Annotated in this window: 22 protein-coding genes, 3 tRNA genes and 1 other annotated feature; of the genes, 3 read left to right on the top strand and 22 right to left on the bottom strand. The window is 42.3% G+C overall.

The genetic code is table 11. The features are described from left to right. The first annotated feature begins 262 nt into the window (after positions 1-262). Positions 263-1408: a family 8 glycosyl hydrolase gene (locus AC1D69_RS00825; RefSeq protein ID WP_495454259.1), complete on the top strand. Its 1146-nt coding sequence runs from the start codon at positions 263-265 to the stop codon at positions 1406-1408. 238 nt (positions 1409-1646) lie between these two features. On the opposite strand, the gene AC1D69_RS00820 is transcribed toward AC1D69_RS00825, so the two are convergent. After that, positions 1647-1732, bottom strand: a tRNA-Leu gene (locus AC1D69_RS00820). A gap of 179 nt (positions 1733-1911) precedes the next feature. Between AC1D69_RS00820 and AC1D69_RS00815 the strand changes: the two genes are divergently transcribed. Continuing rightward, positions 1912-2673 (top strand): YybI family spore inner coat protein, encoded by a 762-nt coding sequence (locus tag AC1D69_RS00815; RefSeq protein WP_495454258.1) that lies wholly within the window; start codon positions 1912-1914, stop codon positions 2671-2673. Positions 2674-2840: 167 nt separating this feature from the next. Here the strand turns inward: AC1D69_RS00815 and AC1D69_RS00810 are convergent, their stop codons facing one another. The 14 genes from AC1D69_RS00810 to lspA form a co-directional block, all read right to left on the bottom strand. Then, complete coding sequence (locus AC1D69_RS00810) at positions 2841-4298, bottom strand: SulP family inorganic anion transporter (protein WP_495454257.1); 1458 nt, start codon at positions 4296-4298, stop codon at positions 2841-2843. 116 nt (positions 4299-4414) lie between these two features. Continuing rightward, positions 4415-4488 (bottom strand) — tRNA-Ile (locus tag AC1D69_RS00805). A 43-nt stretch (positions 4489-4531) separates the two neighbouring features. Next, positions 4532-4605 (bottom strand) — tRNA-Met (locus AC1D69_RS00800). 74 nt (positions 4606-4679) lie between these two features. Continuing rightward, a complete protein-coding gene (locus AC1D69_RS00795) occupies positions 4680-4844 on the bottom strand; it encodes a hypothetical protein (RefSeq protein WP_495454256.1) in 165 nt (54 codons plus the stop codon). 168 nt (positions 4845-5012) lie between these two features. Next, complete coding sequence (pyrE, locus tag AC1D69_RS00790) at positions 5013-5654, bottom strand: orotate phosphoribosyltransferase (protein ID WP_495454255.1); 642 nt, start codon at positions 5652-5654, stop codon at positions 5013-5015. Then, positions 5647-6387, bottom strand: a complete 741-nt coding sequence (gene pyrF / locus AC1D69_RS00785; RefSeq protein ID WP_495454254.1) for an orotidine-5'-phosphate decarboxylase — start codon at positions 6385-6387, stop codon at positions 5647-5649. Before pyrF ends, pyrE begins: the two co-directional genes overlap by 8 nt. Before the next feature lie 15 nt (positions 6388-6402). Next, complete coding sequence (gene carB, locus AC1D69_RS00780) at positions 6403-9624, bottom strand: carbamoyl-phosphate synthase large subunit (protein ID WP_495454253.1); 3222 nt, start codon at positions 9622-9624, stop codon at positions 6403-6405. Continuing rightward, positions 9617-10756, bottom strand: a complete 1140-nt coding sequence (carA, locus tag AC1D69_RS00775) for a glutamine-hydrolyzing carbamoyl-phosphate synthase small subunit (protein ID WP_495454252.1) — start codon at positions 10754-10756, stop codon at positions 9617-9619. The genes carB and carA overlap by 8 nt, the downstream gene beginning before the upstream one ends. A gap of 86 nt (positions 10757-10842) precedes the next feature. Next, positions 10843-12132 carry a dihydroorotase gene (gene pyrC, locus AC1D69_RS00770; RefSeq protein WP_495454251.1) on the bottom strand — a complete coding sequence of 430 codons (1290 nt, stop codon included), beginning with the start codon at positions 12130-12132 and terminating at the stop codon, positions 10843-10845. Between the two features lie 104 nt (positions 12133-12236). Further along, on the bottom strand, positions 12237-13148 hold the full coding sequence (locus AC1D69_RS00765) for an aspartate carbamoyltransferase catalytic subunit (protein WP_495454250.1): 912 nt from the start codon (positions 13146-13148) through the stop codon (positions 12237-12239). A gap of 2 nt (positions 13149-13150) precedes the next feature. Continuing rightward, positions 13151-13729: a bifunctional pyr operon transcriptional regulator/uracil phosphoribosyltransferase PyrR gene (pyrR, locus tag AC1D69_RS00760; protein ID WP_495454722.1), complete on the bottom strand. Its 579-nt coding sequence runs from the start codon at positions 13727-13729 to the stop codon at positions 13151-13153. A 738-nt stretch (positions 13730-14467) separates the two neighbouring features. Next, entirely contained in the window at positions 14468-15721 is a 1254-nt protein-coding gene (locus AC1D69_RS00755; RefSeq protein WP_495454249.1) for an LL-diaminopimelate aminotransferase, read from the bottom strand. Between the two features lie 93 nt (positions 15722-15814). Beyond that, entirely contained in the window at positions 15815-16774 is a 960-nt protein-coding gene (locus tag AC1D69_RS00750) for an RluA family pseudouridine synthase (RefSeq protein WP_495454248.1), read from the bottom strand. Then, a complete protein-coding gene (gene lspA, locus AC1D69_RS00745; protein ID WP_495454247.1) occupies positions 16771-17262 on the bottom strand; it encodes a signal peptidase II in 492 nt (163 codons plus the stop codon). The genes AC1D69_RS00750 and lspA overlap by 4 nt, the downstream gene beginning before the upstream one ends. Positions 17263-17509: 247 nt before the next feature. Between lspA and AC1D69_RS00740 the strand changes: the two genes are divergently transcribed. Beyond that, the gene (locus tag AC1D69_RS00740) at positions 17510-18235 is read left to right on the top strand and encodes a TraR/DksA C4-type zinc finger protein (protein WP_495454246.1); all 726 of its coding nucleotides are present in this window, start codon (positions 17510-17512) and stop codon (positions 18233-18235) included. Between the two features lie 47 nt (positions 18236-18282). Here the strand turns inward: AC1D69_RS00740 and AC1D69_RS00735 are convergent, their stop codons facing one another. The 7 genes from AC1D69_RS00735 to AC1D69_RS00705 form a co-directional block, all read right to left on the bottom strand. After that, positions 18283-18603, bottom strand: coding sequence for a DUF5665 domain-containing protein (locus AC1D69_RS00735; RefSeq protein ID WP_495454245.1), 321 nt, complete (start codon positions 18601-18603; stop codon positions 18283-18285). Positions 18604-18756: 153 nt separating this feature from the next. Further along, positions 18757-21846, bottom strand: a complete 3090-nt coding sequence (ileS, locus tag AC1D69_RS00730; protein WP_495454244.1) for an isoleucine--tRNA ligase — start codon at positions 21844-21846, stop codon at positions 18757-18759. A 751-nt stretch (positions 21847-22597) separates the two neighbouring features. Beyond that, positions 22598-22867 (bottom strand) — a binding site (T-box leader). 75 nt (positions 22868-22942) lie between these two features. Next, positions 22943-23428, bottom strand: coding sequence for a DivIVA domain-containing protein (locus AC1D69_RS00725; protein WP_495454243.1), 486 nt, complete (start codon positions 23426-23428; stop codon positions 22943-22945). Between the two features lie 96 nt (positions 23429-23524). Continuing rightward, positions 23525-24307 (bottom strand): YlmH family RNA-binding protein, encoded by a 783-nt coding sequence (locus AC1D69_RS00720; RefSeq protein WP_495454242.1) that lies wholly within the window; start codon positions 24305-24307, stop codon positions 23525-23527. A gap of 8 nt (positions 24308-24315) precedes the next feature. After that, positions 24316-24588 carry a YggT family protein gene (locus AC1D69_RS00715; protein ID WP_495454721.1) on the bottom strand — a complete coding sequence of 91 codons (273 nt, stop codon included), beginning with the start codon at positions 24586-24588 and terminating at the stop codon, positions 24316-24318. A 4-nt stretch (positions 24589-24592) separates the two neighbouring features. Next, a complete protein-coding gene (locus tag AC1D69_RS00710; RefSeq protein ID WP_495454241.1) occupies positions 24593-25033 on the bottom strand; it encodes a cell division protein SepF in 441 nt (146 codons plus the stop codon). A 2-nt stretch (positions 25034-25035) separates the two neighbouring features. Continuing rightward, positions 25036-25707 carry a YggS family pyridoxal phosphate-dependent enzyme gene (locus AC1D69_RS00705; protein ID WP_495454720.1) on the bottom strand — a complete coding sequence of 224 codons (672 nt, stop codon included), beginning with the start codon at positions 25705-25707 and terminating at the stop codon, positions 25036-25038. Positions 25708-25730 lie beyond the last annotated feature (23 nt).

The following is a 25730-nucleotide window of genomic DNA, read 5'->3' as shown; positions in this document are numbered from 1 at the left end:
TACCATGATCGGGGTGCAAATAATTATTTCCCCAAGGTATGAACATCACCCTCAAAGTATATGGAGCGACTTAGCCTAAGTCCATGACATATAGTCACATAATATTGATCTATTCTTAGATTAGTAGCGTTGTTCGGCAAAGGACTTATGGAGCGAGAATACCACACACGAATCGCCTATAATTTTCAAGGTAAACGCTTTAATTTTTATAGCATCGGTCATGTTATACTTTGGGCAAAACCCTATCCAATGGAGGATTGTTATGAATATATTTAAGGAAGGCTCAATTTATACAGGAGAATACAGGAACCTGTTCCAAGAGAATGGAATGTCAAAAGAGGAGATCAGGCAAAGGCTTGACGACACCTGGAACGAATTGTTTTACGGTGCGCCTGATGTACGAATTTATCATCCTATGGGTGACGATAAAGGATATATCGTAGATACCGGCAATACCGATGTGCGGACAGAGGGCATGTCCTACGGGATGATGATGGCTGTTCAAATGGACAAGAAGGAAGAGTTTGACCGACTCTGGAAGTTCGCTAAGGTATACATGCAACATACAGAAGGCCGTTACAAGGATTATTTTGCCTGGCACTGTAAATTGGACGGAACACGACTGTCGCACGGCCCGGCGCCGGACGGAGAAGAATTTTTCGCAATGGCACTGTTCTTCGCCTCCAAGCGCTGGGGTGATGGAACCGAACCCTTCAACTACTCCGAGCAAGCCAATATCATTCTCCGCGCCTGTGTGCATAAAGGGGAAGATGGAGAAGGCGATCCGATGTGGGACCCGGCAACTAAGCTGATTAAATTCATCCCTGAAACACCTTTCAGCGATCCCTCCTACCATCTGCCGCATTTCTATGAATTATTTGCTCTACAGGCCGATGAACAGGATAAGGCCTTCTGGAAAGACGCCGCAGTTAGAAGCAGAACTTATTTACAGAAGGCTTGCCATCCAGTGACAGGTCTTTCCCCCGAATATGCTAACTATGACGGAAGTCCTGCTGAACCCCAGCCACATGGAGACTTCAGCCACTTCTTCAGCGATTCTTACCGCGTTGCTGCCAACATCGGTCTGGACTATCAATGGTTCCACTGCGACCCTTGGCAGGTGGATCAGTCCAACCGGATTCAGGCTTTTTTCCGGGACATTGAAGTCGACGATTACAGGCGCTACACCATTGACGGCCAACCTTTCGTGGAGCCATCCTTGCATCCAGTCGGCCTTCTGGCAACATTGGCCATGGCCTCACTCGCTGCCGATGGACCAAATGCCGGACATTTCGTCAAGCTATTCTGGAATACACCGCTACGTACAGGAGTTCGCCGGTATTACGACAACTGCCTATACTTCTTCAGTATGCTAGCACTAAGCGGAAACTACCGTATTTATTCATAAACAGAAACAAGAAATCGCCCCATATGGATCAATGGAATCCTAATCTTCCATCCATTAAGGAGCGATTTCTGTTTGGTATGATTTCCGGTAGAGGCAACTAGCCCTACCACAACATTGTTTGTCAGCTTATTCAGCTCTAACCGCAGTATCAACACAACGCAATATTCTAATCATATAATAAAAAAATCGCATGCCCCTCAGTAGTAATGAGAGTCATGCAATCTTCGTAAATCAAGTATGCCGAGGACGGGGGTCGAACCCGTACGGTACTCACGTACCGCAGGATTTTAAGTCCTGTGCGTCTGCCTGTTCCGCCACCCCGGCATAGCAAGTGTGAATCTGTCATTTCTAATAAATTAGTAACGGTCGAATTCAACTTTATTAGTATACTTCATATTCCAAACAATTTCAAGTATTTAATTTAATTAATTATTTTGAACAGCACATCTTCATGCATCTAATCATAAAGTATGGGTAAACACCTATCTGAAGGAGTAGATTTCATGAATGCATACATGCATAACACACCACAATTTCACAACCGAAACTTAGAGCAGACAACGAATAAGGAACTTATTATCGATCATGCAAGTGCAGATGTAACTGGCGACCGTGTCGTAGACCAAATATGGCTAACAGGTTATAAGCTAGATAGTAACAGCCCTTATATAAGTGATATATCTATTCACATTAAGGATGGTACTACCTCTACCATTTATCGAATCAAACCCACCGAGAACTCTGGGTACAACCCACGTCTATTTCTAGGGGATTTTACTGGCAATGGAACCTCAGATATTCTTCTAACCATAGACAGTGGTGGTTCAGGTGCCATTACGTATGATTATCTGTATAGTTTTGCTCAAGGGAAACCACAACTTCTATTCAACTCCGATGTATATAACGACTATTGGAAGTATAAAGTGACTTATCTCGATGGTTATCGACTGCAAGTTACTAACACTAATGCAGAACAAGTATATACCATTGATATCTCCTCTCGTGGAAAAGACTACTTGGATGGCATCTACAACCCTGATGGAACGTTGAAGTCCCCTACAGAAGGATGGGTAGACCCCCTCAGTGGCTTATATCCAGTCGACTTCGACGGTGATGGGGTATATGAATTGTTAGCATTCCAAGGTGTGAGTGGACTATATCATGCAGATCGATTCGGATACATTCAGAATGTCCTGAGATGGCAGAACAACGGATGGACATTACAAAGCCAGTGGTTTGCAATTAACGGTGCTCCTGCCCAGTAAGCGTAGAGTATAAATGACTCGTATAGAATGACATCATCTTTATATGCGAAAATAGGCATCGATGAAATAAATTGTGTGAATGATGTCTGAATCCGGAATCACTACAAATTGTTTTTGAACTTTTTAAGGGACCTGAATTTAATCAGGTCCCTCTTCTTCTCTATCTATTAATGGCCGCTAGTCATAGACAAGCCCATTTTATCTATAAGGATCTGACTTTCCTTATTCAGACCCACGATTTCGACTTTCTTGTCTAGTTGTTCATATTTCGCAATCACTTTGGATATCGCTTCAACAGCTGATTGATCCCATACATGTGATCGACTAAAATCAATCGTAATATGTTCAGGGTCTTCGTTATAGTGAAACAGCCCCACAAAGTGTGTCATCGTCCCAAAGAACATCTGACCTCTAACCTTGTATTCTTTATGTCCATCTAGCACAGCAGATTCTTCAAATCTAATCTTACCTATCTTCCAAGCAAAGAATAAAGCACTCAGTAATACCCCGGCGATGACACCATAAGAAAGATTATGAGTCCATACTACAATGACTACGGTCACGATCATTACCAAAGCATCTGTACGAGGAATCCGGTTCAACTCTCGAATTGAATCCCATTTAAACGTATCCAGGCAGACCATGAACATCACGGCAACAAGAGCAGCCATCGGTATTTTCGTAACAACGGGCCCCAGAACAATGATAAGGAACAATAGAAATACACCAGCAACCAATGTTGACAATCGTTTTCTACCACCCGACTTAACATTAATCACCGACTGTCCAATCATGGCACAACCCGCCATGCCTCCGAAGAATCCATTAACTGCATTGGCGATCCCTTGCCCACGAACTTCTTTATTCTTATCACTGCCTGTTTCAGTCATCTCATCTATTATCGTTGCCGTTAGTAGTGATTCAAGGATTCCTACGACCGCCATGGAGAAAGAATATGGCAAAATAATAAGGAATGTGTCCATGGAAAATAAAACTTGCGGTATATGCAGAAATGGGAGCGTGCTAGTAATCGTACCCATATCGCCTACCGTATTAATATTCAATCCAAAACTAATAGAAATAATAGATACCACAACAATAGCAACTAATGCTGAAGGAATAGCCTTCGTGAATAAAGGAACGATATAAATGATAGCTAGCGTTAGAGCTACTAGTGCATACATAACCCAACTTTGCCCTTTGAATTGCGTTAATTGAGCTATAAACACGAGAATTGCTAATGCATTGACGAAGCCATTCATGACCGAATGGGGTACGAAGCTAACCAATTGACCTATTTTTAATATCCCCATCAAATATTGTATAATCCCTGTCAGTATCGTTGCAGCAAACAAATACTCAATACCATGGTCTTTCACCAAAGTGACCATAAGCAGAGCCATAGCCCCCGTAGCAGCCGAGATCATCGCAGGCCTACCACCCACGATTGAAATAACGACAGCCATGCAGAACGAAGCATACAGACCTACCATGGGGCTCACTCCTGCAATAATCGAGAAGGCGATCGATTCTGGAATAAGAGCCAGAGCAACTGTCATACCCGATAATATATCCTTCCGAGTATTACCAAGCCAAGTAGAATGGCTCAATTGCAAACCTTTCAATCTGATTCCCCCAATATCTATAATTCTATAAAATAAAATTTCTAAAAGAATGTATAATCAACCTTCTATCCTAATTTGGACAAATAAAAAAACCTTGAAATCAAGGTTTCTAGAAGTGGGCCCTGAGGGACTCGAACCCCCGACCAATCGGTTATGAGCCGACCGCTCTAACCAACTGAGCTAAGGGCCCTAAATATTATGTAAACCACATTAGATAATGGCAGTTTAATGAATTGCGGGGGCAGGATTTGAACCTGCGGCCTTCGGGTTATGAGCCCGACGAGCTACCGGGCTGCTCCACCCCGCGTCAGTAAAATATTTTTCAACAGCGACAAGATATAATATACAACACTTGCGGCACTCACGTCAAGCCTTTTTTATTTAAGGAATAAATCGAACACCATATCTCCCTTTACGAGAACGAAAAATCTCAACGGAATGAGGATCATTGTATCCATAAATCCAACCGTCCTGTTCTAATCTTTTAGCAAGGCAACCCGCTTGAAATTGGCTTCTATAGAGTTTACCGAAATACACCCACTTCATTTCTCTTCCCTCTTTCTCATGAAGAACTATATATGATGTCGATGGTATTATTACCTAATAGGTCTGGAAACATGCAAATTTTCTAAGGCATAAAATAAGGACTTGTCCTCCTCAGATGAGTTGGGCAAGTCCTTATCTTGTCTTACGATATTGGATTTCTCTCTGTATCTATACTCCGAAGGATGAAGGGTCTTCTCTCCATGCTTTCAGTGATTGTAAGTCTTCTATTTCAATCTTCCCCTGTTCAAGGGCAACATCCATTAGAGCACCATAGTTAGACAAGCTCTGAAGCGGAATGCCAGCCTCTGCAAAAGCATGAACTGCCTTGTCCAGCTGATAGCTAAATATCGCAAGAACAGCCAAGGGTACACCGCCTGCATCCTTAACAGCTAATGCTGCTTTCAATGAACTACCTCCAGTGGAGATTAAATCTTCAATAACGACTACCTTCTGACCTGGCTTGATCAATCCTTCGATCTGATTCTGTTTACCATGTCCCTTAGCCTTATCACGAATATATGCCATTGGTAGGTTTAACTTCTGCGCTACCCAAGCTGCATGTGGAATCCCAGCCGTTGCTGTACCAGCGATCACTTCAGCATCTGGATAAGACTCACGAGTAACAGCTGCGAACGATTCCGCGATGTATTCACGAACTTCTGGATAGGACATCGTCAGACGATTGTCACAGTAAATTGGTGATTTCATACCTGATGTCCATGTGAAAGGTTGTTTCGGACTTAAAGCTACCGCTTCAATCTGCAACAAATAATTAGCAATCGCACATGGAATCTCTGTCAAATTACTCATGGTTCATCATCTCCTCAATAATCTGTTCTGCCGCTTCTCTAGGATTGCTAGCACCAGTTATCGGACGTCCTACAACAATGTAATGACTTCCCTGTCGGATCGCTTCTCCTGGTGTTAACACTCTAGATTGATCTCCTAAATGACTACCTGCCGGACGAATTCCTGGTGTAACTGTTATAAAATCTTTGCCACAAGCTTCTCCAATCGAGGGTACCTCTTGTGCGGAAGCCACCACCCCATCCAGACCTGCAGATGCAGCTAGCTTCGCATATCTTACTACCACCTCTTCAATACTGCCTTCCACACCAATCTGCTCATTTAACACAGCCTGACTTGTACTAGTTAACTGTGTAACAGCGATGATAATAGGCTTTGTTAAAGAACTATCATTAGCTAACGCGTTATTCATACCTTCATAAGCTGCCTGCATCATTTGTGTTCCACCCGCAGCGTGAACATTAAACATATCCACACCTAGACGGGTAATGCTCTCAGCACCACCCTTAACGGTATTTGGAATGTCATGCATTTTCAAATCTAAGAAGACGGAGTAACCCCTCCCCTTAAGTTCGCGCACAAAGTCCGGGCCTGCAGCATAAAAGAGCTGCATCCCGATCTTCATATAACAAGGTATTTCTTGCAATTGTTCCACTAAGGCGGATGCCTGAGCGGCATCTGGATAATCCAGAGCCACGATCAGACGACCTGCCATGTTCTTATATTCTGTATTCATCGTCCTTAAGCCCCCTTATTGCTCAATAAAAGCTGGCATGGCTTGGGATGAGAAGTTAATGGTGTCTAGCATAATTAGCAATGCTCTCACGGTATCGAGCGATGTCATACATACAATGCCATTTTCTACAGCTTCACGACGAATTCTGAATCCATCACGTTGTGGCATTTTACCTTTAGTAAGGGTGTTGAATACAAACTGTGCTTCTCCATTACGAATAAGGTCGAGGATATTTGGTGTTCCTTCACTCAGCTTATGAACGGTTGTTACATCAAGTCCCGCTTCATTCAGAGCGTCTGCCGTACCCCCTGTTGCATATATTTTATAACCCAATCTCTTAAATCCAGTTAGAAGCTCTACTGCTTCCTCTTTATCTTTATCAGCGACCGTTGCAATAATTGCACCTGTAGATGGGATTTTCATCCCTGCTCCAATAAGTCCTTTGAACAGTGCCTTAGCATACTGAAGATCACGACCCATAACTTCACCCGTCGATTTCATCTCTGGTCCAAGCGTTGTATCGACACTACGCAGTTTAGCAAAGGAGAATACAGGTACCTTAACCGATACATACTTACTCTCAGGCCATAGTCCCTCTTGATAACCAAGATCTTTCAACTTCGTACCCAGAATGGCTTGCATAGCTAAGTTTGCCATTGGGATTGTCGTTACTTTACTCAAGAATGGAACCGTACGTGATGAACGCGGGTTAACTTCAATGACATATACTTCGTCTTTGTAGATAACAAACTGAATGTTCACCAGACCAATTGTCTTGAGTTCTTTAGCAACCTTAATAGTGATATTCACTATCTTCTCTTTCAGATGATCTGCTAGATGTTGTGGTGGATAGACCGCAATTGAATCTCCTGAGTGAACTCCAGCGCGTTCAATATGTTCCATAATTCCTGGTATGATAACTGTTTCACCATCACAGATTGCATCCACTTCCACTTCTTTACCAAGCATATAGCTATCAATCAGTACCGGATGTTCCGGATTAATCTGTACAGCATATTCCATATAGTTAAGTAATTCTTCATCCGAATATACAATTTCCATCGCACGTCCACCTAACACGTAGGATGGGCGCACAAGTACCGGATAACCAATTTTTGTAGCAGTCTCAACGGCTTCACCCACAGTAGTCACTGTTTTACCATTCGGTTGTGGAATGTTTAGACGAGATAGTAGCGCTTCGAACTTCTTACGATCTTCCGCTTCATCAATGCTATCTAAACTTGTGCCCAGTATATTAACACCTTGCGCACTTAAAGGACCTGCTAAGTTAATAGCCGTCTGGCCTCCGAATTGAACGATAACACCAATTGGCTTCTCCTGTTCAATAACGTTCATAACATCCTCGAAGAATAGGGGTTCGAAGTACAATCGATCTGATATGCTAAAGTCAGTAGATACTGTCTCTGGGTTGTTATTAATAATAACGGCCTCATATCCTGCCTTCTGTATTGCCCAGACCGCGTGCACGGTTGAATAGTCGAACTCAATACCCTGTCCAATACGAATTGGACCAGAGCCTAAGACAAGAATCTTTTCCTTCGTAGTCTGGATAACTTCATTCTCTGTTTCATAAGTGGAGTAGTAGTACGGTGTAATAGCTTCAAATTCTGCTGCACACGTATCAACCATTTTGTACACAGGACGAAGATTATGATCTAATCGGAATTCACGCACTTCTGCTTCGTTTGTATGGACTTTTGTTAACACGTTCTGTTTACGAATCTCCGCAATGGATTTATCCGTAAATCCTAGTCTCTTCGCTTGATATAACGTCTCATAAGAAAGAATGACTTCTTCTTGAATACGAGTCTCGAACTTGATGATCCCTTCAAGTTTGTCTAGGAACCACCAGTCAACTTGGGTAAGATCTTGGATTTGTTGTAGTGTATACCCACGACGGAAAGCTTCAGCGATCAAGAAGATACGTTCATCATCTGGTTTCTCAAGACGTTCATTCAGAACCTCTTCACTTAATAATACTGCCCCTTTAAGTTCGAAACGGTGAACACCAATCTCTAATGAACGGATCGCTTTATGAATGGATTCTTCAAAGGTACGGCCGATAGCCATCACTTCACCCGTTGCCTTCATTTGTGTTCCTAACTTGCGATTAGCATGAATGAATTTATCAAAAGGCCAGCGTGGAATTTTACTCACGATATAATCCAATGCAGGTTCAAAACAAGCATAAGTTTGACCTGTCACAGGATTCGTAATTTCATCTAAGGTATAACCCATAGCAATTTTTGCAGCCATTTTGGCAATAGGATAACCTGTCGCTTTGGAAGCAAGTGCTGATGAACGACTTACACGAGGATTTACTTCGATGACATAATATTGATAGCTTTGTGGATCTAGTGCATATTGCACGTTACAACCACCCTCAATATTCAATGCACGGATAATTTTGAGAGAAGCTGATCTTAGCATTTGATATTCACGATCGGATAATGTCTGGCTAGGTGCAACTACAATACTGTCACCTGTATGTACACCAACAGGATCAAAGTTCTCCATGTTACACACGACGATACAGTTATCGTTCGCATCACGCATCACTTCGTACTCAACTTCCTTCATTCCAGCAATACTCTTTTCAATAAGACACTGTCCAATAGGACTATAACGAATGCCCGATACGACCGTTTCACGAAGTTCCTCTTCTGTTGCACAGATTCCTCCGCCTGTTCCTCCAAGCGTATAAGCAGGACGTACAATCAGTGGGTACCCAACTTCGTTAGCGAATGTGAGTGCTTCTTCTAGTGATGTCACAATGTCGCTATCTGGAACGGGTTGCTCAAGTTCACGCATTAAATCTCTGAAGAGATCACGATCTTCCGCTTTCTCGATAGATTCAAGTTGCGTTCCAAGTAGCTTCACATTTTCCTGTTCTAGGATTCCTGCACGAGCAAGCTCAACCGCCATGTTCAGACCCGTCTGTCCGCCTAATGTTGGGAGTAAACCATCTGGACGTTCCTGACGAATAATTTGTGTAACAAACTCCAAAGTGATGGGTTCAATATATACTTTATCTGCGATATTCGTATCCGTCATGATCGTTGCAGGGTTACTATTAATGAGGATGACCTCAATGCCTTCTTCTTTCAACGCCTGACATGCTTGTGTACCTGCATAGTCAAATTCAGCGGCTTGCCCGATAACAATTGGACCGGATCCAATAACTAGTATTTTCTTTAGTTCTGTATTTTTAGGCATTTTGTAGTGCTCCTTTCACAGCTGCGGCTAATTCGGCTTGACGCGGTTTAGCAGGATATTTAAGTTTGTGATCCGCAATCATTTGCAGAAATTGGTCGAACAAATAGCTGCTATCCTGAGGTCCAGGTGCTGCTTCTGGATGGTACTGTACTGAGAATGCTGGGTAGATACTATGTTTCAATCCTTCAACTGTCTTATCATTATTGTTGATATGAGTAACTTCTAGATTGGTTCGTAAAATAGAGTCTTCATTCACGGTGTACCCATGATTCTGAGATGTAATATAGCAACGATTCGTTGCCAATTCTTTCACAGGATGGTTACCACCACGGTGTCCAAATTTCAATTTCTCCGTATCCGCACCACATGCTAAAGCGAACAATTGATGTCCGAGGCAAATGCCGAATATTGGATACTCTCCTAGTAACTCCGAAACCATATTTACAGCTTCTGGAACATCCTTTGGATCCCCAGGGCCATTAGATAACAAAATGCCATCAGGACGTAAGTGGCGAATTTGCTCAGCAGTTGAGTCTTGTGGTACAACCACGACATCACAGCCACGATTGGAAAGCTCACGCAGAATTCCACTCTTCGCTCCGAAATCTACAAGTACGATCCGTTCCTTCGAACCCGGGCTATTATACGTGTACTTCGTAGAGGTGCGCGCCACCTGATCTCTCAGAATTTCGCTACTTCCCAATCTTTCTTGCAACTCTTCTACAGAAGCTGCCGAAGTCGTTAAGATCCCTCTCATCGTACCGTGATGACGAATGATGCGAGTTAACATGCGCGTATCAATCTCACTAATACCTAAGATACCGTGTTCTTTTAGTAGATCGTCAAGACTGTACTCCGCACGCCAGTTACTTGGAATAGGCTCATGACGGCGCACGACAAAACCGTGTATAAATGGTGCGACAGATTCGAAATCATCACGTGTAATACCGTAATTACCGATCAGTGGGTGAGTCATCGTTACAATTTGCCCGCAGTAAGATGGATCTGACAATACCTCTTGATAACCTGTAATTCCTGTGTTAAATACAACTTCACCCGTTGATTCACCTTCAGCTCCAAATGCCATACCTGTAAAAAGGGTACCGTTCTCCAATAACAATCTCGCCTGCATTCCATCCCACTCCCTCTGTCATGTGCTCATGTTCTATATAGTTGTTTCTTATGATTTCTCTACATGTTACTGTGTACTTCTAAGTCTTACTCTGACCATACAACGTTTCCGTCTAACCACGTCATCACTGGCCATCCTTTTAACTTCCAACCTGTGAATGGCGTATTACGCCCCTTAGATAGGAACTCCTCAGGATTCACTTCCTTCTCAGCTTCTAGATCAATCATAGTTAGATCTGCTGGGCTTCCCACTTCAAGGTTCCCCGACTTCAGACCGAATACTTTCGCGGGATCCGCAGTCATTCGCTGTACAAGCATCGATAGACTCATCAATCCTGTCTCCACAAATTTTGTGTATAGCAGTGGAAAGGCCGTTTCGAACCCCACGATTCCAAAAGGTGCTAGCTCCATCCCTTTGGCCTTCTCTTCAGCACTATGTGGAGCATGGTCTGTTACGATGATATCAAGCGTGCCATCCAGTAAACCTTCAATACAAGCTTCTACGTCACGCTTTGAACGTAGAGGAGGATTCATTTTCCAATTGGCATCCAGACCAGGTATATCTTGTTCTGAGAGTACCATGTGATGCGGACATACTTCGGCAGTCACATGAATACCAATCGCTTTCGCTTGACGAATCAGACGTACCGATTGTTCTGTACTAACGTGGCACACATGATAGTGAACCCCTGTGGCTTCTGCAAGTAGAATGTCACGACCGACATGAATCGCTTCAGATTCATTGGGAATACCTTTCAATCCATGTTTCTTAGCGAATTCACCTTCTGCGACACACGCTCCAACAACTAGTGAATTATCTTCACAGTGTGCAATTACTGGCATCTGAAGGTCTGCTGCGATATTCATAGCATCCTTCATCATCTGTGCATTCTGTACACCTACACCATCATCGGTGAATCCAATAGCTCCGGCTTCTTTCAATGCCGCGAAATCTGTTAGTTCACGTCCGAGTTCATTCTTGGTAATTGCCGCATAAGGTAGAACCTTCACGATTCCTGCTTGGCTCGCTTTCTCAAGAATGAGCTTAATAACATCCGGATGATCCGTTACAGGTCTAGTGTTAGGCATACAAGCAATGGTTGTAAATCCGCCTTTTGCCGCCGAACGACTTCCACTTTCAATCGTTTCCTTATGTTCGAAGCCCGGTTCACGTAAATGAACATGCATATCAATAAAACCTGGTGTAACTAACTTACCTTTTGCGTCGACAATATCTGAGGCCTCATGTTGAATTGTAGTCAGGTCTACATGACCATCTATTAGAGATTTAATAGTACCGTCCTCAAGTAGAACATGTTTCTTCTCTAAATTCCCTTGCTTATCAAGAACACTCGCATTAGCGATAATAGTTAACATGATGACCTCCGCTCGTTGATTGAGCACGTTGGCTTCAATCTATTGTATAATAAAAATTCATATTTGTGTATATTTATTAATAAAATGTGCTTATTTATTCATACTCAGTGTCTTACGGCTCGTTCCATGACTGCCATTCTAATAGGTACTCCATTACTCATTTGAGGAAAAATAAAGGATTGGGCACTTTCTACAACAGCATCATCAATCTCAACATTCCGATTCACCGGTGCTGGGTGCATAATCATTGTATCCTTGGATAGTTTAGCTGCTCTTGCCTCTGTCAGACCATACTGTCCTCTGTACTCCTGAGCCGATTTCAGTATTCCTGTTGCATGACGTTCCAACTGTACACGCAACATCATCACGACATCAGATTGTAACGCCTCATCCATATTGACATATGGAGCATACGATTCAAGTTCTGGAGCCATCATACTTTCAGGTGCACAAAAGTTAACTTGAGCTCCGAATTTCTGCAATGCCCATAGATTTGAACGTGCTACGCGACTATGTCGAATATCTCCGATGATCGATACCTTCAGACCTTTTAGCTCACCAAATTTTTTGCGCATCGTATATAAATCAAGTAATGCTTGTGTAGGATGCTCGTTATTCCCATCGCCCGCATTAATCAAAGGAACCTTAACGGTCTCTGCTAACTTCTGGAGTACACCATCCGGTTTCATTCGAATGACGCCTGCATCTATTCCCATCGATTCGAGTGTTCTCACTGTGTCATAGATAGACTCTCCCTTTTCCACACTAGACGCCGCGGCTGCAAAATTCAGAACCTGTGCGCCTAAACGTTTCTCAGCCATTTCAAATGAGAATCTAGTTCTCGTACTATTTTCAAAAAACATATTAGCGACAAAATGTGAACTCAGTACTGGAATAACCTTCTCATGTTGCGATTCCCAGTATGCTGCGCGGTCTAGAATCGATTCTATTTCATTACGACTTAAATCTTTTAGACCAAGCAAACTATGATCTTTGAGGTTGGTTGCTGTCATCATGACTATCTCTCCTCTCTGTACTGTAGGATCGTTACCTCGTCTTTCCCGTCGAACTCTGTTAAAGCTACTTCTATCTCTTCTAGAATCGAAGTAGGTACGTTCTTACCTATATAGTCAGGTCGTATGGGTAATTCTCGATGTCCACGATCCGCTAGCACCGCAAGCTGAATCATCCGAGGTCGTCCGCAATCCATCAAAGCATCCATAGCTGCACGAATCGTGCGACCCGTATACAGAACATCATCGAACAATATGATCTTTTTATCATGAATACTTACATTTCCCAGGCTGTTCTTTAATTGATTCACAGCGATCTCTCCGTCTTGTGCCGTGTGGGTACGTACTTCTAACCGATCATCACGATATGATGTCACATCCAGCTCCCCACAAATAATCGGTGTTCCTTCAATTTCCTGAATTCGTTCTGCTATTCTTTTTGCTAGGTAAATCCCTCGTGTTTTAATCCCAATCAGGATACAATCTTCTATCCCTTTGTTCTTCTCTAGAATTTCATGTGCAATTCTCGTTAACGCTCTACGTATTGCTGTCTCGTCCATAATAACGTGCACTTCTTTAATCATCATGTATTGCCCCTTTTTTAATAGAATTCCTTTATATTTCCCGTGACATAATATATTTCCCGTGACATAATAAAAAACTCCTTGCCCAGTGGCAAGGAGTTTACTAGTCATTCAATTTCATTGAATGAGAGGGCACCTCATAACAGCTCGCACAAAAAAACATACGAGTGCTATGCGGTGAACCTCGGTTCACGTATCCTTGCCAGTCTCACGGGACTGAATTAAAGGTGCTTATTCATCTACAAGGATTATGACAGAACCCTATCATGATGTCAACTGAGGTCAGTCTTTATCAGCACAACAAAAAGGCACCTGCCATCGGCGAGGCCACTGAAAAAGTCCCTACTGAATTTGAGACCTATACATCTAAGGAGTCAGTTGTAGCTACGAGGAATATTTAAACTTTCGGCCGCTGTTGTCTCCATATTTCTTGAATGGTACCGCTGTTAGCGGATGAAATCCGGAGACAAAGGCGGTCGCTATCGCTCCTACAGTTTCAAATTCCCCCTTCGCTACGCTCCTATAATGTGGCCATGAGAACTCCATTTCAGGACACCCTTCCTCGATTTTCGAGGAAGGGTGTCCTGTTTGGCTGTATAATAATTGTATTAATTCTTAAAAAGGCGACCTTCCGTTCATAAATCGAACGAAAAGTCGCCTATTTTATCTTACATGTTCACTTAAGAATAAAACCTAAAGTTTTCAGTGGCCTCGCCATCACCAGGTACCTTCAACTATTTAAAATTCAAATTCAACGTCACTCAACCGACGTTTAATTTCACTAATAACTAGCTTCTCTTGTTCCTCACCATTGGCAATAAACGTTACTGAGAACCGCACAAAATGACCTGCATCATCCCATGGAACCGTAGAAATCAATTTCTCGCGAATGAGGAATTGAGAGAAATCTTCCCCAGAAGTGAATCGTTGCCCACCCTTCACTCCTTTTGGAGCCTCTACGTACAAGAAGAAGGAGCCCTTCGGTTTCTCTGCTGTGAAGCCCAATTCATTCAGAGCATCTACTAATAAATCATGACGGCGGGAATATTTAAGAGCAATATCTTCCGTAATTTCTGGACGAGCAAGTGCGTATGCTGCAGCCTTTTGGATTGCGATAAACTGACCCGAATCATTATTATCTTTCACATCACTGAAAGCTTTCACAATCAATGGGTTACCCGCAACAAATCCAATACGCCATCCTGTCATGTTATATGATTTAGACAATGAGTGTAGTTCTATGCCTACATCCTTAGCTCCTGGGATCGACAAGAAGCTAAGTGGTTTCATACCATCATAAGTCAGGGCAGCATAAGGAGCGTCATGAACAACAACGACATCAAATTTCTTAGCCCACTCTACTACATGTTCGAAGAATTCAACTGTCGCACTAGCACCTGTCGGATTATTCGGGTAGTTTAAGTACAGTAATTTAGCACGACTTGCAATGTCTTCAGGAATATCATGTAAGTTAGGTAAGAATTGATTCTCTTTCTTTAATTCAACGGTGTATACTTCCCCACCCAAATATTTAGTATGAGTACCAAGCACTGGGTAACCAGGTACCGTCATAATAGTAATATCGCCTGGATTAATAAAGCATGATGGCAACATTGCAAGAGCTGGTTTAGAACCGATCGAATGGACAATATCATGGATTGGATCGATTCCATCTACACGGAATACTTCTTTCAAGTATTTCGCAGCGGCTTCCTTAAATTCAGGAATACCATTATCCGCATATCCTCTATTCTCTGGTTTAGCAGCTTCCTCAGCTAGCTTGGCCACAATTCCAGCATCCGCCATTTCGTCTGGTTCTCCTACACCCATATCAATTAATGAGATGGCAGGGAAGTCTTTCTGAGCAGCAGCCTTGGCACGCTTAATCTTCTCAAATTTATATATAGCTGTGTCCTTACCGTAATTGGCTCCACCAATCCGGTCTGCAAAATTCAATTGAATATATGTTTCTTGATATTCATTTATACTCATTTCATTCATCTCCTAATTAGGGCAAATTCTCTCCTAAATATGAAGGAATCCATGGCTTTATGCCATGGACTAATGTTCCAATCATTTGTACTTTTAGCGGCTACGAAGACTTGTAAGTAATTCTTCCAATTCTTCTGGAATGCCTGCTTTGAACTCCAAATACTCTCCACTTGATGGATGTATGAAGCCTAATACTGCTGCATGAAGCGCCTGCCCGTTCAATTTAATGCCCTTGTTACGGCCATAGATTGGATCACCTACTAATGGATGACCTATAAACTTCATATGCACACGAATCTGATGTGTCCGTCCTGTCTCAAGTTGAAGTTCCAGCAACGTATAATCCCCTAGTCGTTCTTTCACTGTGAAATGGGTTACAGCATGCTTACTGTTCTTCTCCTTCACGGTATACATTTTACGGTCAACCGTATCTCGACCAATCGGAGCATCCACCGTTCCTTGATCGTGACTCACACTACCATGCACTAAGGCAATGTAACGACGAGTTACACTATGTTCCTTTAATTGTGCTGCAAGAGAAACGTGTGCTTTATCATTTTTGGCTGCCATAATGAGTCCTGAAGTATCTTTATCAATACGATGTACAATCCCAGGACGTAATTCTCCATTTATTCCAGATAGGTCTTTGCAATGATACATTAAAGCATTTACTAACGTTCCAGAAGAATGTCCTGGCGCTGGGTGAACGACCATTCCCCTTGGCTTATTCACTACGATTAAATCTCGATCTTCATAAACAACCTCAAGAGGGATATCCTCTGCCACAAGCTCCACTAGAGCAGGTTCAGGAACAATAACTTGAACTAGATCTCCTACAACAAGTTTGTAATTTGCTTTAACTGTATTTCCGTTAACCTTAACATGCTCACCCGTAATCCATAATTGAACTTGCGAACGGGAGACTTCTTCTTCCCAGACTTCAGTTATATATTTATCAATTCGCTCTTTAGCGAAATTCTCTTCAACTGTCCACTCACGTATTTCTAAATCTGTATTAAAGTTTTCGTCTTCGCCGGTCTTGATGTCATTCACGTTTCTTCATTTCCTTCCGTATTCGGATTAGCTGGATTTCGTTTCATATCAAACAATGAGTCCAAAATAATAAGTGCTACACCAATCACTATGCAAGAATCAGCAACATTGAAAATGGGGAATTCATAACTACCGAAATTAAATTGTAGGAAATCCACCACTTCTCCGGAAATGACACGATCAACAAAATTTCCGACTGCCCCACCAAGTACTAGGCTGAGTGCTACAGGTAACAATTTATTTTTCGTTTTCATCACTTTCTTTAAGTACCAAATGATTGCGATTACCACGATAGTCGTAATAGCGATAAAGAACCACCTTTGATCTTCAAGAATTCCGAAAGCTGCGCCGCGATTGCGGTGTGATGTTATCAGAAAAAAATTGCCAATTACAGATATCTGTTCTCCTATGTCCATCCGGCTGGCAATCAAATATTTAGTTCCTTGATCCACCAGAAAAGCAACAAACGCGATTATGTAGTATATCACAGTAACATGTCACTCCAATCTTATGATTTCTGCCAATTCACCATTCACTATATCATTTGCAATTAGTGAATCGAAATAACAAAGTAGTATAACTCGTTCATTGTAGCATAAGCTGTCCAAAACCGTCCATAATGGGCCAAAGCCGAGAACATTTCCCTTATGTAAAACCATGAAGATAAGCGCATTCTATAGTAAGAGATTAAAGATAAATTATGTTTCTCCCTAAGTAAGAGAAAGGAGCCTCAACATGACGCAATTATCACCTTCCCAAATTCAAGGTTTACGCCAACAGTTAGAACATGAACGTAATGACATTGCAAATCGTACCGAAGAGAACGATCACCATGGTCTTGAAGATTCGATGCGTGACTCAACCGGAGAACTATCTAATATTGATAATCATCCTGCTGACGTTGCAACTGAACTTTATTACCGTGAAATGGATATCTCCCTTTTGGAGCATGATGATCTTCAATTGGAGAGAATCGAAACTGCTTTGGCTCGGATTGACAACGGAACTTATGGTCGCTGTAGCATCTGTGACCAAGAGATTTCCTATGATCGACTAGAAGCCGTTCCCGCAACTATCTTTTGTAAGGAACACTCTCCCCGGCAACATGTCTCTGATGATCGACCTGTAGAAGAGGAATTCCTCACACCTCCTTTTGGTCGAACCAGCTTGGATGAACGGGATGACCAGAATGGATTCGATGGAGAAGATACTTGGCAAATTGTAGAACGATGGGGTACATCCAATTCACCCGCTATGTCTGAAGGAAATAATATTGAGAATTACGATGAAATGGCCATTGAAGCAGATGATGAAATAGAAGGTTGTGTAGAACCTTATGAAAGTTTTCTCGCCGCAGATATTGAAGGGAATCCCATTGGAATTGTACGTAATCGTCATTATCGCGACTATTTAGATGCGGGTGAAGGCGTTAATTCACTTGAAGATGACCCTTCTATGTAGATCAATTCAATCAACTTGAAGCTAATTATTAATGTACCTCTAAGACATTAATAGCCTAGCTCCAGTTGACGTTGTACGATACGTACAATATCAGCAATGTAATCTCCTATGATCGGTAAGTTCAGCGCTCCAAGTCCTTGTAACACATATATAATGGTTGCCGCAAAAAAAGTAAAACCGACGGCAAATCCTACACCGCGTGCACTTCCTGCCAAAATATTAAGCCAGATTAATCGCCAGGGCCGATGTAATAATTGGGTATAATCCGCAATGCGAGACTGCTCTAGTTGCTGTGATATTTTTAAAAGTAGCGTATGAGTATCTTGGTTGTCTTGCGATAAAGTAGCATCTTTACTTCCTTGCGTCATAGCTTCCGCTCCTTTTGGAACTCATGATCCAATATAACGATCTTATATTTCAAGAAGAAACGAGCCTTAACCCGTTCGGATTAGTTCATCCGATTCTCGGCTTAAGGCTCGTTTCTTTTTAGTTATTTCTATTATGTTCCAAAGGTCGTCGTATTAATCTGCAATATGGATTCCTACGGACTTCCCAGCAATCTCAACTTGTTCCATCGATTCCTTAGAACCGTACAACACTTCATTGACTAACACATTCTCACGTAGTACATGATCAAATGCTGTAATCGCTGCTTTCAACTCATCGTCAGCATGTAGCGTTAAGATTACACGCTTCTCAATCGGAAGATCGAGCTTTTTACGATAGTCTTGAACTGCACGAACAACTTCACGTACCCAGCCTTCCTGTTCTAGTTCAGGTGTAATTTCGGTATTAAGTGCTACCGTAATCCCATAACCTGAAGCTGATGCGAACCCAGACTTAGCATGCTTATCGACTAGCAATTCGTCTGCCGTAATATTCAACTCTTCTCCTTCAGGTGAAGTGACATGAAGAACGCCACTTTCCACGGCTTTACGTGTTTCTTCCGAAGACATTTCTTTGAAGTAGTTCTGAAGGAAGCCTACATTCTTACCATATTTCTTGCCGCCAACCTTCAAGTTAAGCTTCAATGTGAAGTTTACTAATCCACTATCATCGTTCTGTGTTCGAATATTCTTCACATTGATTTCTTCTTTAATAATATCCTCATACCCAGGTAGATCGAAATTACGGTCTATGGATACAATCAATTCAGACAACGGCTGGCGTGTCTTAATACCTGTCTCATTACGAACGTTACGTGCAAGTTCTACAACGCGACGTGCAGTCTCCATATCTTGTTCTAACTCCTCATCAATAAGAGATTCATTCGCCTGTGGATAGTCATCTAGATGAACACTTTCTCCACCACCAAGATTTAGATAAATATCTTCTGCTAACATCGGTGTGAATGGCGCAATAAGTTTCGCTGTTGTGATCAATACTTCTGTTAATGTACGGTATGCATCTAGTTTATCTGCAGTAAGGCCACTTCCCCAGAACCGATCACGTGAACGACGGATATACCAGTTACTAAGTTCATCAATGAAATCTTCAATGGCTTTCGCAGCATTCAAGAAATCATTTACAGCCAAGCCTTTATCAACTGTCTTGATCACACTATTCAAGCGCGAAACAATCCAACGATCAAGCTTGTGATTCGAAGGCTGGAATGGATGTTCTGCCGGATTATAACCATCAATTCCAGCATACAGCGTTAAGAATGCATGCGTATTGACCAATGTATCAACCATCTTGGATTTCGCTTCTCCTACAATCCCTTTGGAGAAACGTTTACTATTCCACGGTGCACTATCAGACAACAGTGCCCAACGGAATGCATCCGTTCCGTACTCATCAATGACTTCCCACGGATCAATAACGTTACCTTTGGACTTAGACATCTTCTGCCCTTGCTCGTCAAGAACGTGTCCTGTCGCCATAACTGCTTTATATGGAGCTTTCCCAGTCAGCATTGTGGATACAGCCAATAGACTGTAGAACCATCCACGCGTCTGATCAATTCCTTCACAGATCATATCCGCAGGGAACTGTGCCTCGAACGTCTCCTGGTTCTCAAATGGATAATGATGTTGAGCAAAAGGCATCGAACCACTATCAAACCATACATCGATCACTTCAGGCGTACGAGTCATAACATATTTACCACATGAACTACGAACCTTAACATCATCTACGTAAGGTTTATGCAATTCCAAGTTCTCAGGAACATCCCCGATAGCTCGTTCTCTAAGCTCAGCAATACTATGTGGTGCGAACTGTTCTCCCGTCTCTTGACATACCCAGATATTTAACGGCGTACCCCAATAACGATCACGACTGATGTTCCAATCCACTAGATCCTCAAGGAATTTACCAAAACGTCCTTCACGTACATGCCCAGGGAACCATTCCACATTGTTATTATTAGCGATCAATTGATCCTTGATGGCTGTTGTCTTGATAAACCAACTATCCATCGCATAATAAAGCAACGGAGCATCACAACGCCAGCAGAACGGATAACTATGTTCATATTTCTGTTTGCTATATAACATGCCACTTTCCGAGAGCATTTTGATAATATCTACATCACAATCTTTAACAAAACGTCCTGCTAAATCTGTGACTTCATCAACGTAACATCCTTGTAAATTCACAACATTCACAAAACTGATGTCATTCTCTTTACATACTCTATAGTCATCTTCACCATGAGCTGGAGCTAAGTGAACGATCCCCGTACCACTTGCATCCGTTACGAATTTTGCACCCAAAATGACATTAGATTTCTCTAATTGTGTGTACTTAAATGGTGGATCATAAGTTTTACCTACCAAATCGGACCCTTTCAACGTACCAATAACCTCATGCTCACCATTCATAACATCTTCCACTAATTTCTTAGCAACGATGTATACGCCATCTTCCTGCTTCACTCGTGCATATTCCATATCTGGATTCACTGCAAGTGCTACATGTCCAGGTAATGTCCAAGGTGTAGTTGTCCAAGCAAGTACATACTCACCACTATCATGTAACTTAAACTTAGCCGTAGCACTTAGATCTTTAACATCTTTATATCCTTGAGCCACTTCATGCGAACTAAGCGTTGTTTGGCAATCCGGACAATATGGACTTACACGATGACCACGATATAGTAGATCCTTGTCATGTACCGTAGCAAGAATGTTCCACACGCTCTCAATGTATTTGTTATCTAACGTGATGTATGGATCATCCAGATCTGTCCAATATCCAATCGCTTCCGTTAGATCGCGCCATTGCTGTTCATATACGAATACACTTTCTTTACATTTCTTGATAAAAGCTTCAACGCCGTACTCTTCGATCTCATGCTTATGCGTGATACCAAGTTGCTTCTGTACCCCAAGCTCTACTGGAAGACCGTGAGTATCCCAACCTGCCTTACGTACAACACGATATCCTTTCATCGTCTGGTAACGGCCCACGAAATCCTTGATTACACGACCCAGGACGTGACCGATATGTGGCTTACCATTGGCAGTTGGAGGGCCTTCATAAAACACAAAATTCGGCTTATCCTCCCGATTCTGCATCGATCTCGCGAATGTATTCTCATCATTCCATTTCTTCAAAATGCGAAGTTCTCTCGCACGAGCTTTCTCTTTAACGTCTACTCTGTTCATCTATGATCATTCCTTTCAAAATATATCAGGGAGTCCATCCCCCTAAGTCCCCCTTGCTAAGGGGGATTCCAAGGGCTAGCACTCTGGACACCCAAAATTTCGTCGTAAAACATACATCGGCTGTTTTTTGTTCATTGGGAGCGTATCCTCGCTTTTTCTCCTGATCCTTTGCGATTCGCAAAGGATCAGGCACGCTCTACTTCGTTCGTAGCATACCCTCTTACACTGTAACTCAGGCGTTCGTCGCGGCACCTCATTCGTCTCTTGACCTGCACCAGCGTAACTCCTCCATCAGGGTGGAAGACCCCGAAGACGTACCCGCAGGGGAGTCGAGGTGCGGGACTTCCACTCACTCACAAGTTACTCAGGAGCGTCGCTACCACTCGTTCGTCTCTTGACCTGCACCAGCGTAACTCCTCCGCCAGGGTGGAAGACCCCGAAGACGTACCCGCAGGGGCGTCGAGGTGCGGGAATCCCACTCACTCACAAGTTACTCAGGAGCCGTCGCTACCTATTGTTCGTCGTTCGTGCAGCCCGGGCGAAGCGGGCACAGCACCCTTCACATGCAAGGTGGCCGAAGATGATCCCGAAGGGGAGTCGAGGAAGAACCGTTCCCACGAATAGCGTAACTTCCCTCCGCCTACTAACTCTCTCCACCAAACTTTCAGGTGTCCAGAGGGCAGGCCCTCTGGGGTCCCCCTTATTAAGGGGGATTTAGGGGGATCAGCACACACAAAAAAAGCCTCATCCCCAAAGGGACGAGGCTTCAGCTCGCGATACCACCCTAATTTCCGCTCATCAATAAACCACTTCATAAGCGACATCTCAAGTCCATGCTGATATTAAAGCATGGAGCCGATATAACGTTCGGCAGACCGGCTTAGCTTACACGCGTCAATGACGTTTCAGCTTCACTTCTCCGGGAGGATCTTCCACTAAAGGTCTGTACGTTGGCTTTCAGCATAATGCCAACTCTCTGAAGAACAGTTCCTTATGGTACTTATCCCATCATCAAATTCATTTCATACATTTAAGTGAAATCAGATTATGACTATAGTTATAGCTTCTTTTTCAGTAAAAGTCAACCGCCTGAAGCCTAATAAACTTCCTTTGCTTCCTCGCGACTCTCCAGTGATTCCCATCCATCCATACTAAGTAATTCCAATTGAGCTTCAACAAGCGTCCTGAAGCGAGTACGATAAATAGATGCCTGCTTCTTCAATTCTTCGACTTCCATCGAAACCTTCCGTGATTTGGATAAAGATTCATTAACAATCCGATCCGCATTCTTTTCCGCTTCTTTAATAATCAATTGGGATTCTTTTTTAGCATTATTCTTTACATCATCTGCAGCTTCTTGAGCTACAATAATGGTCTTAGAAAGAGAATCCTCAATATGAATGAAATGATCTAATCTCTCTTGAAGAGCGAATATTTGGTTATGTAATTCCTTGTTCTCCCGAATGACACCCTCGTAGTCTTTAATGACTTGATCCAAAAATTCATTCACTTCATCTTCATCATAACCGCGAATTCTGCGGGCAAATTCCTTGTTATGTATATCTAATGGTGTTAACGGCATGGCTACACCTCCTGAAATTTTCAGTTCAAAAATTGAATTCCATTATTAGACCTTGGATAACTCAATTCGACAAGAAGTATTGATTTCCTGCCATATTTACATAAATTTTCCGATTTTTACACGGTACCGCCCTTTTTTCGTCATTCCCCCTTCCTCTAAGACCTTAAATCGTCCAAAGGATTGTAGTGAAATGATATCTCCTTCTTTTAAACTCGCAGAGGGATTCTCTTCTATTTTCCAATTCACGCGACAGCGTCCAGCTTTGATGGGTACGATAATTTTACTGCGGCTTAGTCTATATACATCGGCACAAATCCCATCCAGACGCAACGAAGCGACCGTGAGATCAATAGTATTCAGAGTAACTTTACTTGTCCGCAATAATTCTAGAGGTAAAATCTCGCTCTGTACATGAATACGGTGCACTTGATCAAGCTGCATATGAAGATAAGATGCAATATCTTCCCCTACGACCGTATGGCAACCATTATCCAATACATGGATGTCACCGATCTTACTTCGCTTAATTCCTAAATTCAGAATGGCACCCATGTAATCACCATGATCAAGTTCAAGAAATTTCTGATCTCCTGAGTAAATACTTAATACTGCCATCCTCATATCTTCATCATCTAGATCACGATAATCGGGAGCGACGATTGCACGGCATCGTTCAGCTCCATCATAACCGCCATTCAAACGAATATGTACGTCAGAATGTCGATTAGCTAATGTCTGTAATATATAGGATTGCCTAGGATCCATGAAATCTGTCAGCTTCACCTCATGATATTCACCAGCATTAACAACCCATTCCCAAGCCCTGTCTACAAATTCCCGTTCATCTGGGTGAAAATGATCCTGTATATCTAATCGCATAATTAGACCTAAAAGAAAATTGAGTCGATGATAAACCGCAACCCACTTTGGATAAATTGTAGTACGAATAACGCAATAATAGGCGAAATATCAAGCATACCCATGATCGGCGGAATAAATCGGCGGAACACGGACAAATATGGTTCAACTAATTTAGCTAATAACTCACCTATGAAATTCTCACGTAAGTTAGGAAGCCATGACATTAATACATAAATAACAATCATGTAAAAGTAAATCTCGAAAAGCATAGAGATAATACTATTAACCTCAGTCAAAATTCACTCACCTCATTCTGTTATAGTCTAGCTCTTCAGCTAGAATCTCTGAAATATTTCCTTGGATTTCCACCGTATCTGGGGTGCATAGAAATATGTTACCACCAACTTTTGAAATACTTCCACTTAAAGCATACACCGTTCCACTGACAAAATCGATAATACGCATCGCTTGATCATTACGAACACGTTGTAAATTCATTACAACCGTACGGTGAGAACGTAAATGATCGACAATATCCTGAGCTTCATCATATGAACGCGGCTCATATAATACTACTTTAACATTTTTCTGTGAGTGAATGCTAACAACGTTATTTCTTGAATTCTTACGTAGCTCTGTACTCGTTGTTGCGAACCCCTCTTCATCAGCAAGAGGCTCACGCTCTATTACCTCTTCTTCTTCTTGTAAACCCATAAAGTTCATAAAGCGATTCATAACACCCATCTTTAGCCCTCCTCTTTCCCTACTAGAATAGATCCTAAACGAACCCAGGTAGATCCTTCTTCAATCGCGACTTCGAAATCATTCGACATCCCCATTGACAATTCTGTGATAGGTTCGCGTGTAAGGGACTGACGGTTAAGGTCATCTCTCAATTCTCTTAAGGCTTGAAATATTGGCCGTGTATCCTCTGGATGACCCTCGAATGGAGCCATAGTCATTAGCCCAATAACCTTAACATGAGTGAATGCTTTTATCGTTTCAAAAAAAGAAACCACTGTCTCAGGTGATAGACCATATTTGGTGTCTTCTCCTGAAATATTAACTTGAACAAATACCTGTACTTCTATATCCAAAGCGCTCGCCTTTTTCTCTAACTCTTGAGCTAAAGAAACACGATCCAGTGAGTGGATATATTGAAACTTATCAATGACGTCTTTTACTTTATTGGTCTGAAGATGTCCTATGAAATGCCAAATTCCTTGTTCACCTAGTGCATTCCACTTCTCTTCAGCATTCTGCCAACGATTCTCACCAAGATGAAGGAGTCCTTCATTGATTACCTCAGCTGTCATCTCCAACGAGACATACTTGGTAACAGCAACAACTTGTACATCTTCTCGTGATCTTCCACTTCTTATGCAAGCATCTGTTATGCGATTCTCTACATCGTTCATTCTATCTTTTAATGTCACAATAA

The organism is Paenibacillus sp. Y301 (genome assembly GCF_059445505.1).
Note: the sequence above shows the minus strand (reverse complement) of the source record. Positions and strands in the feature narration are given on the sequence as shown.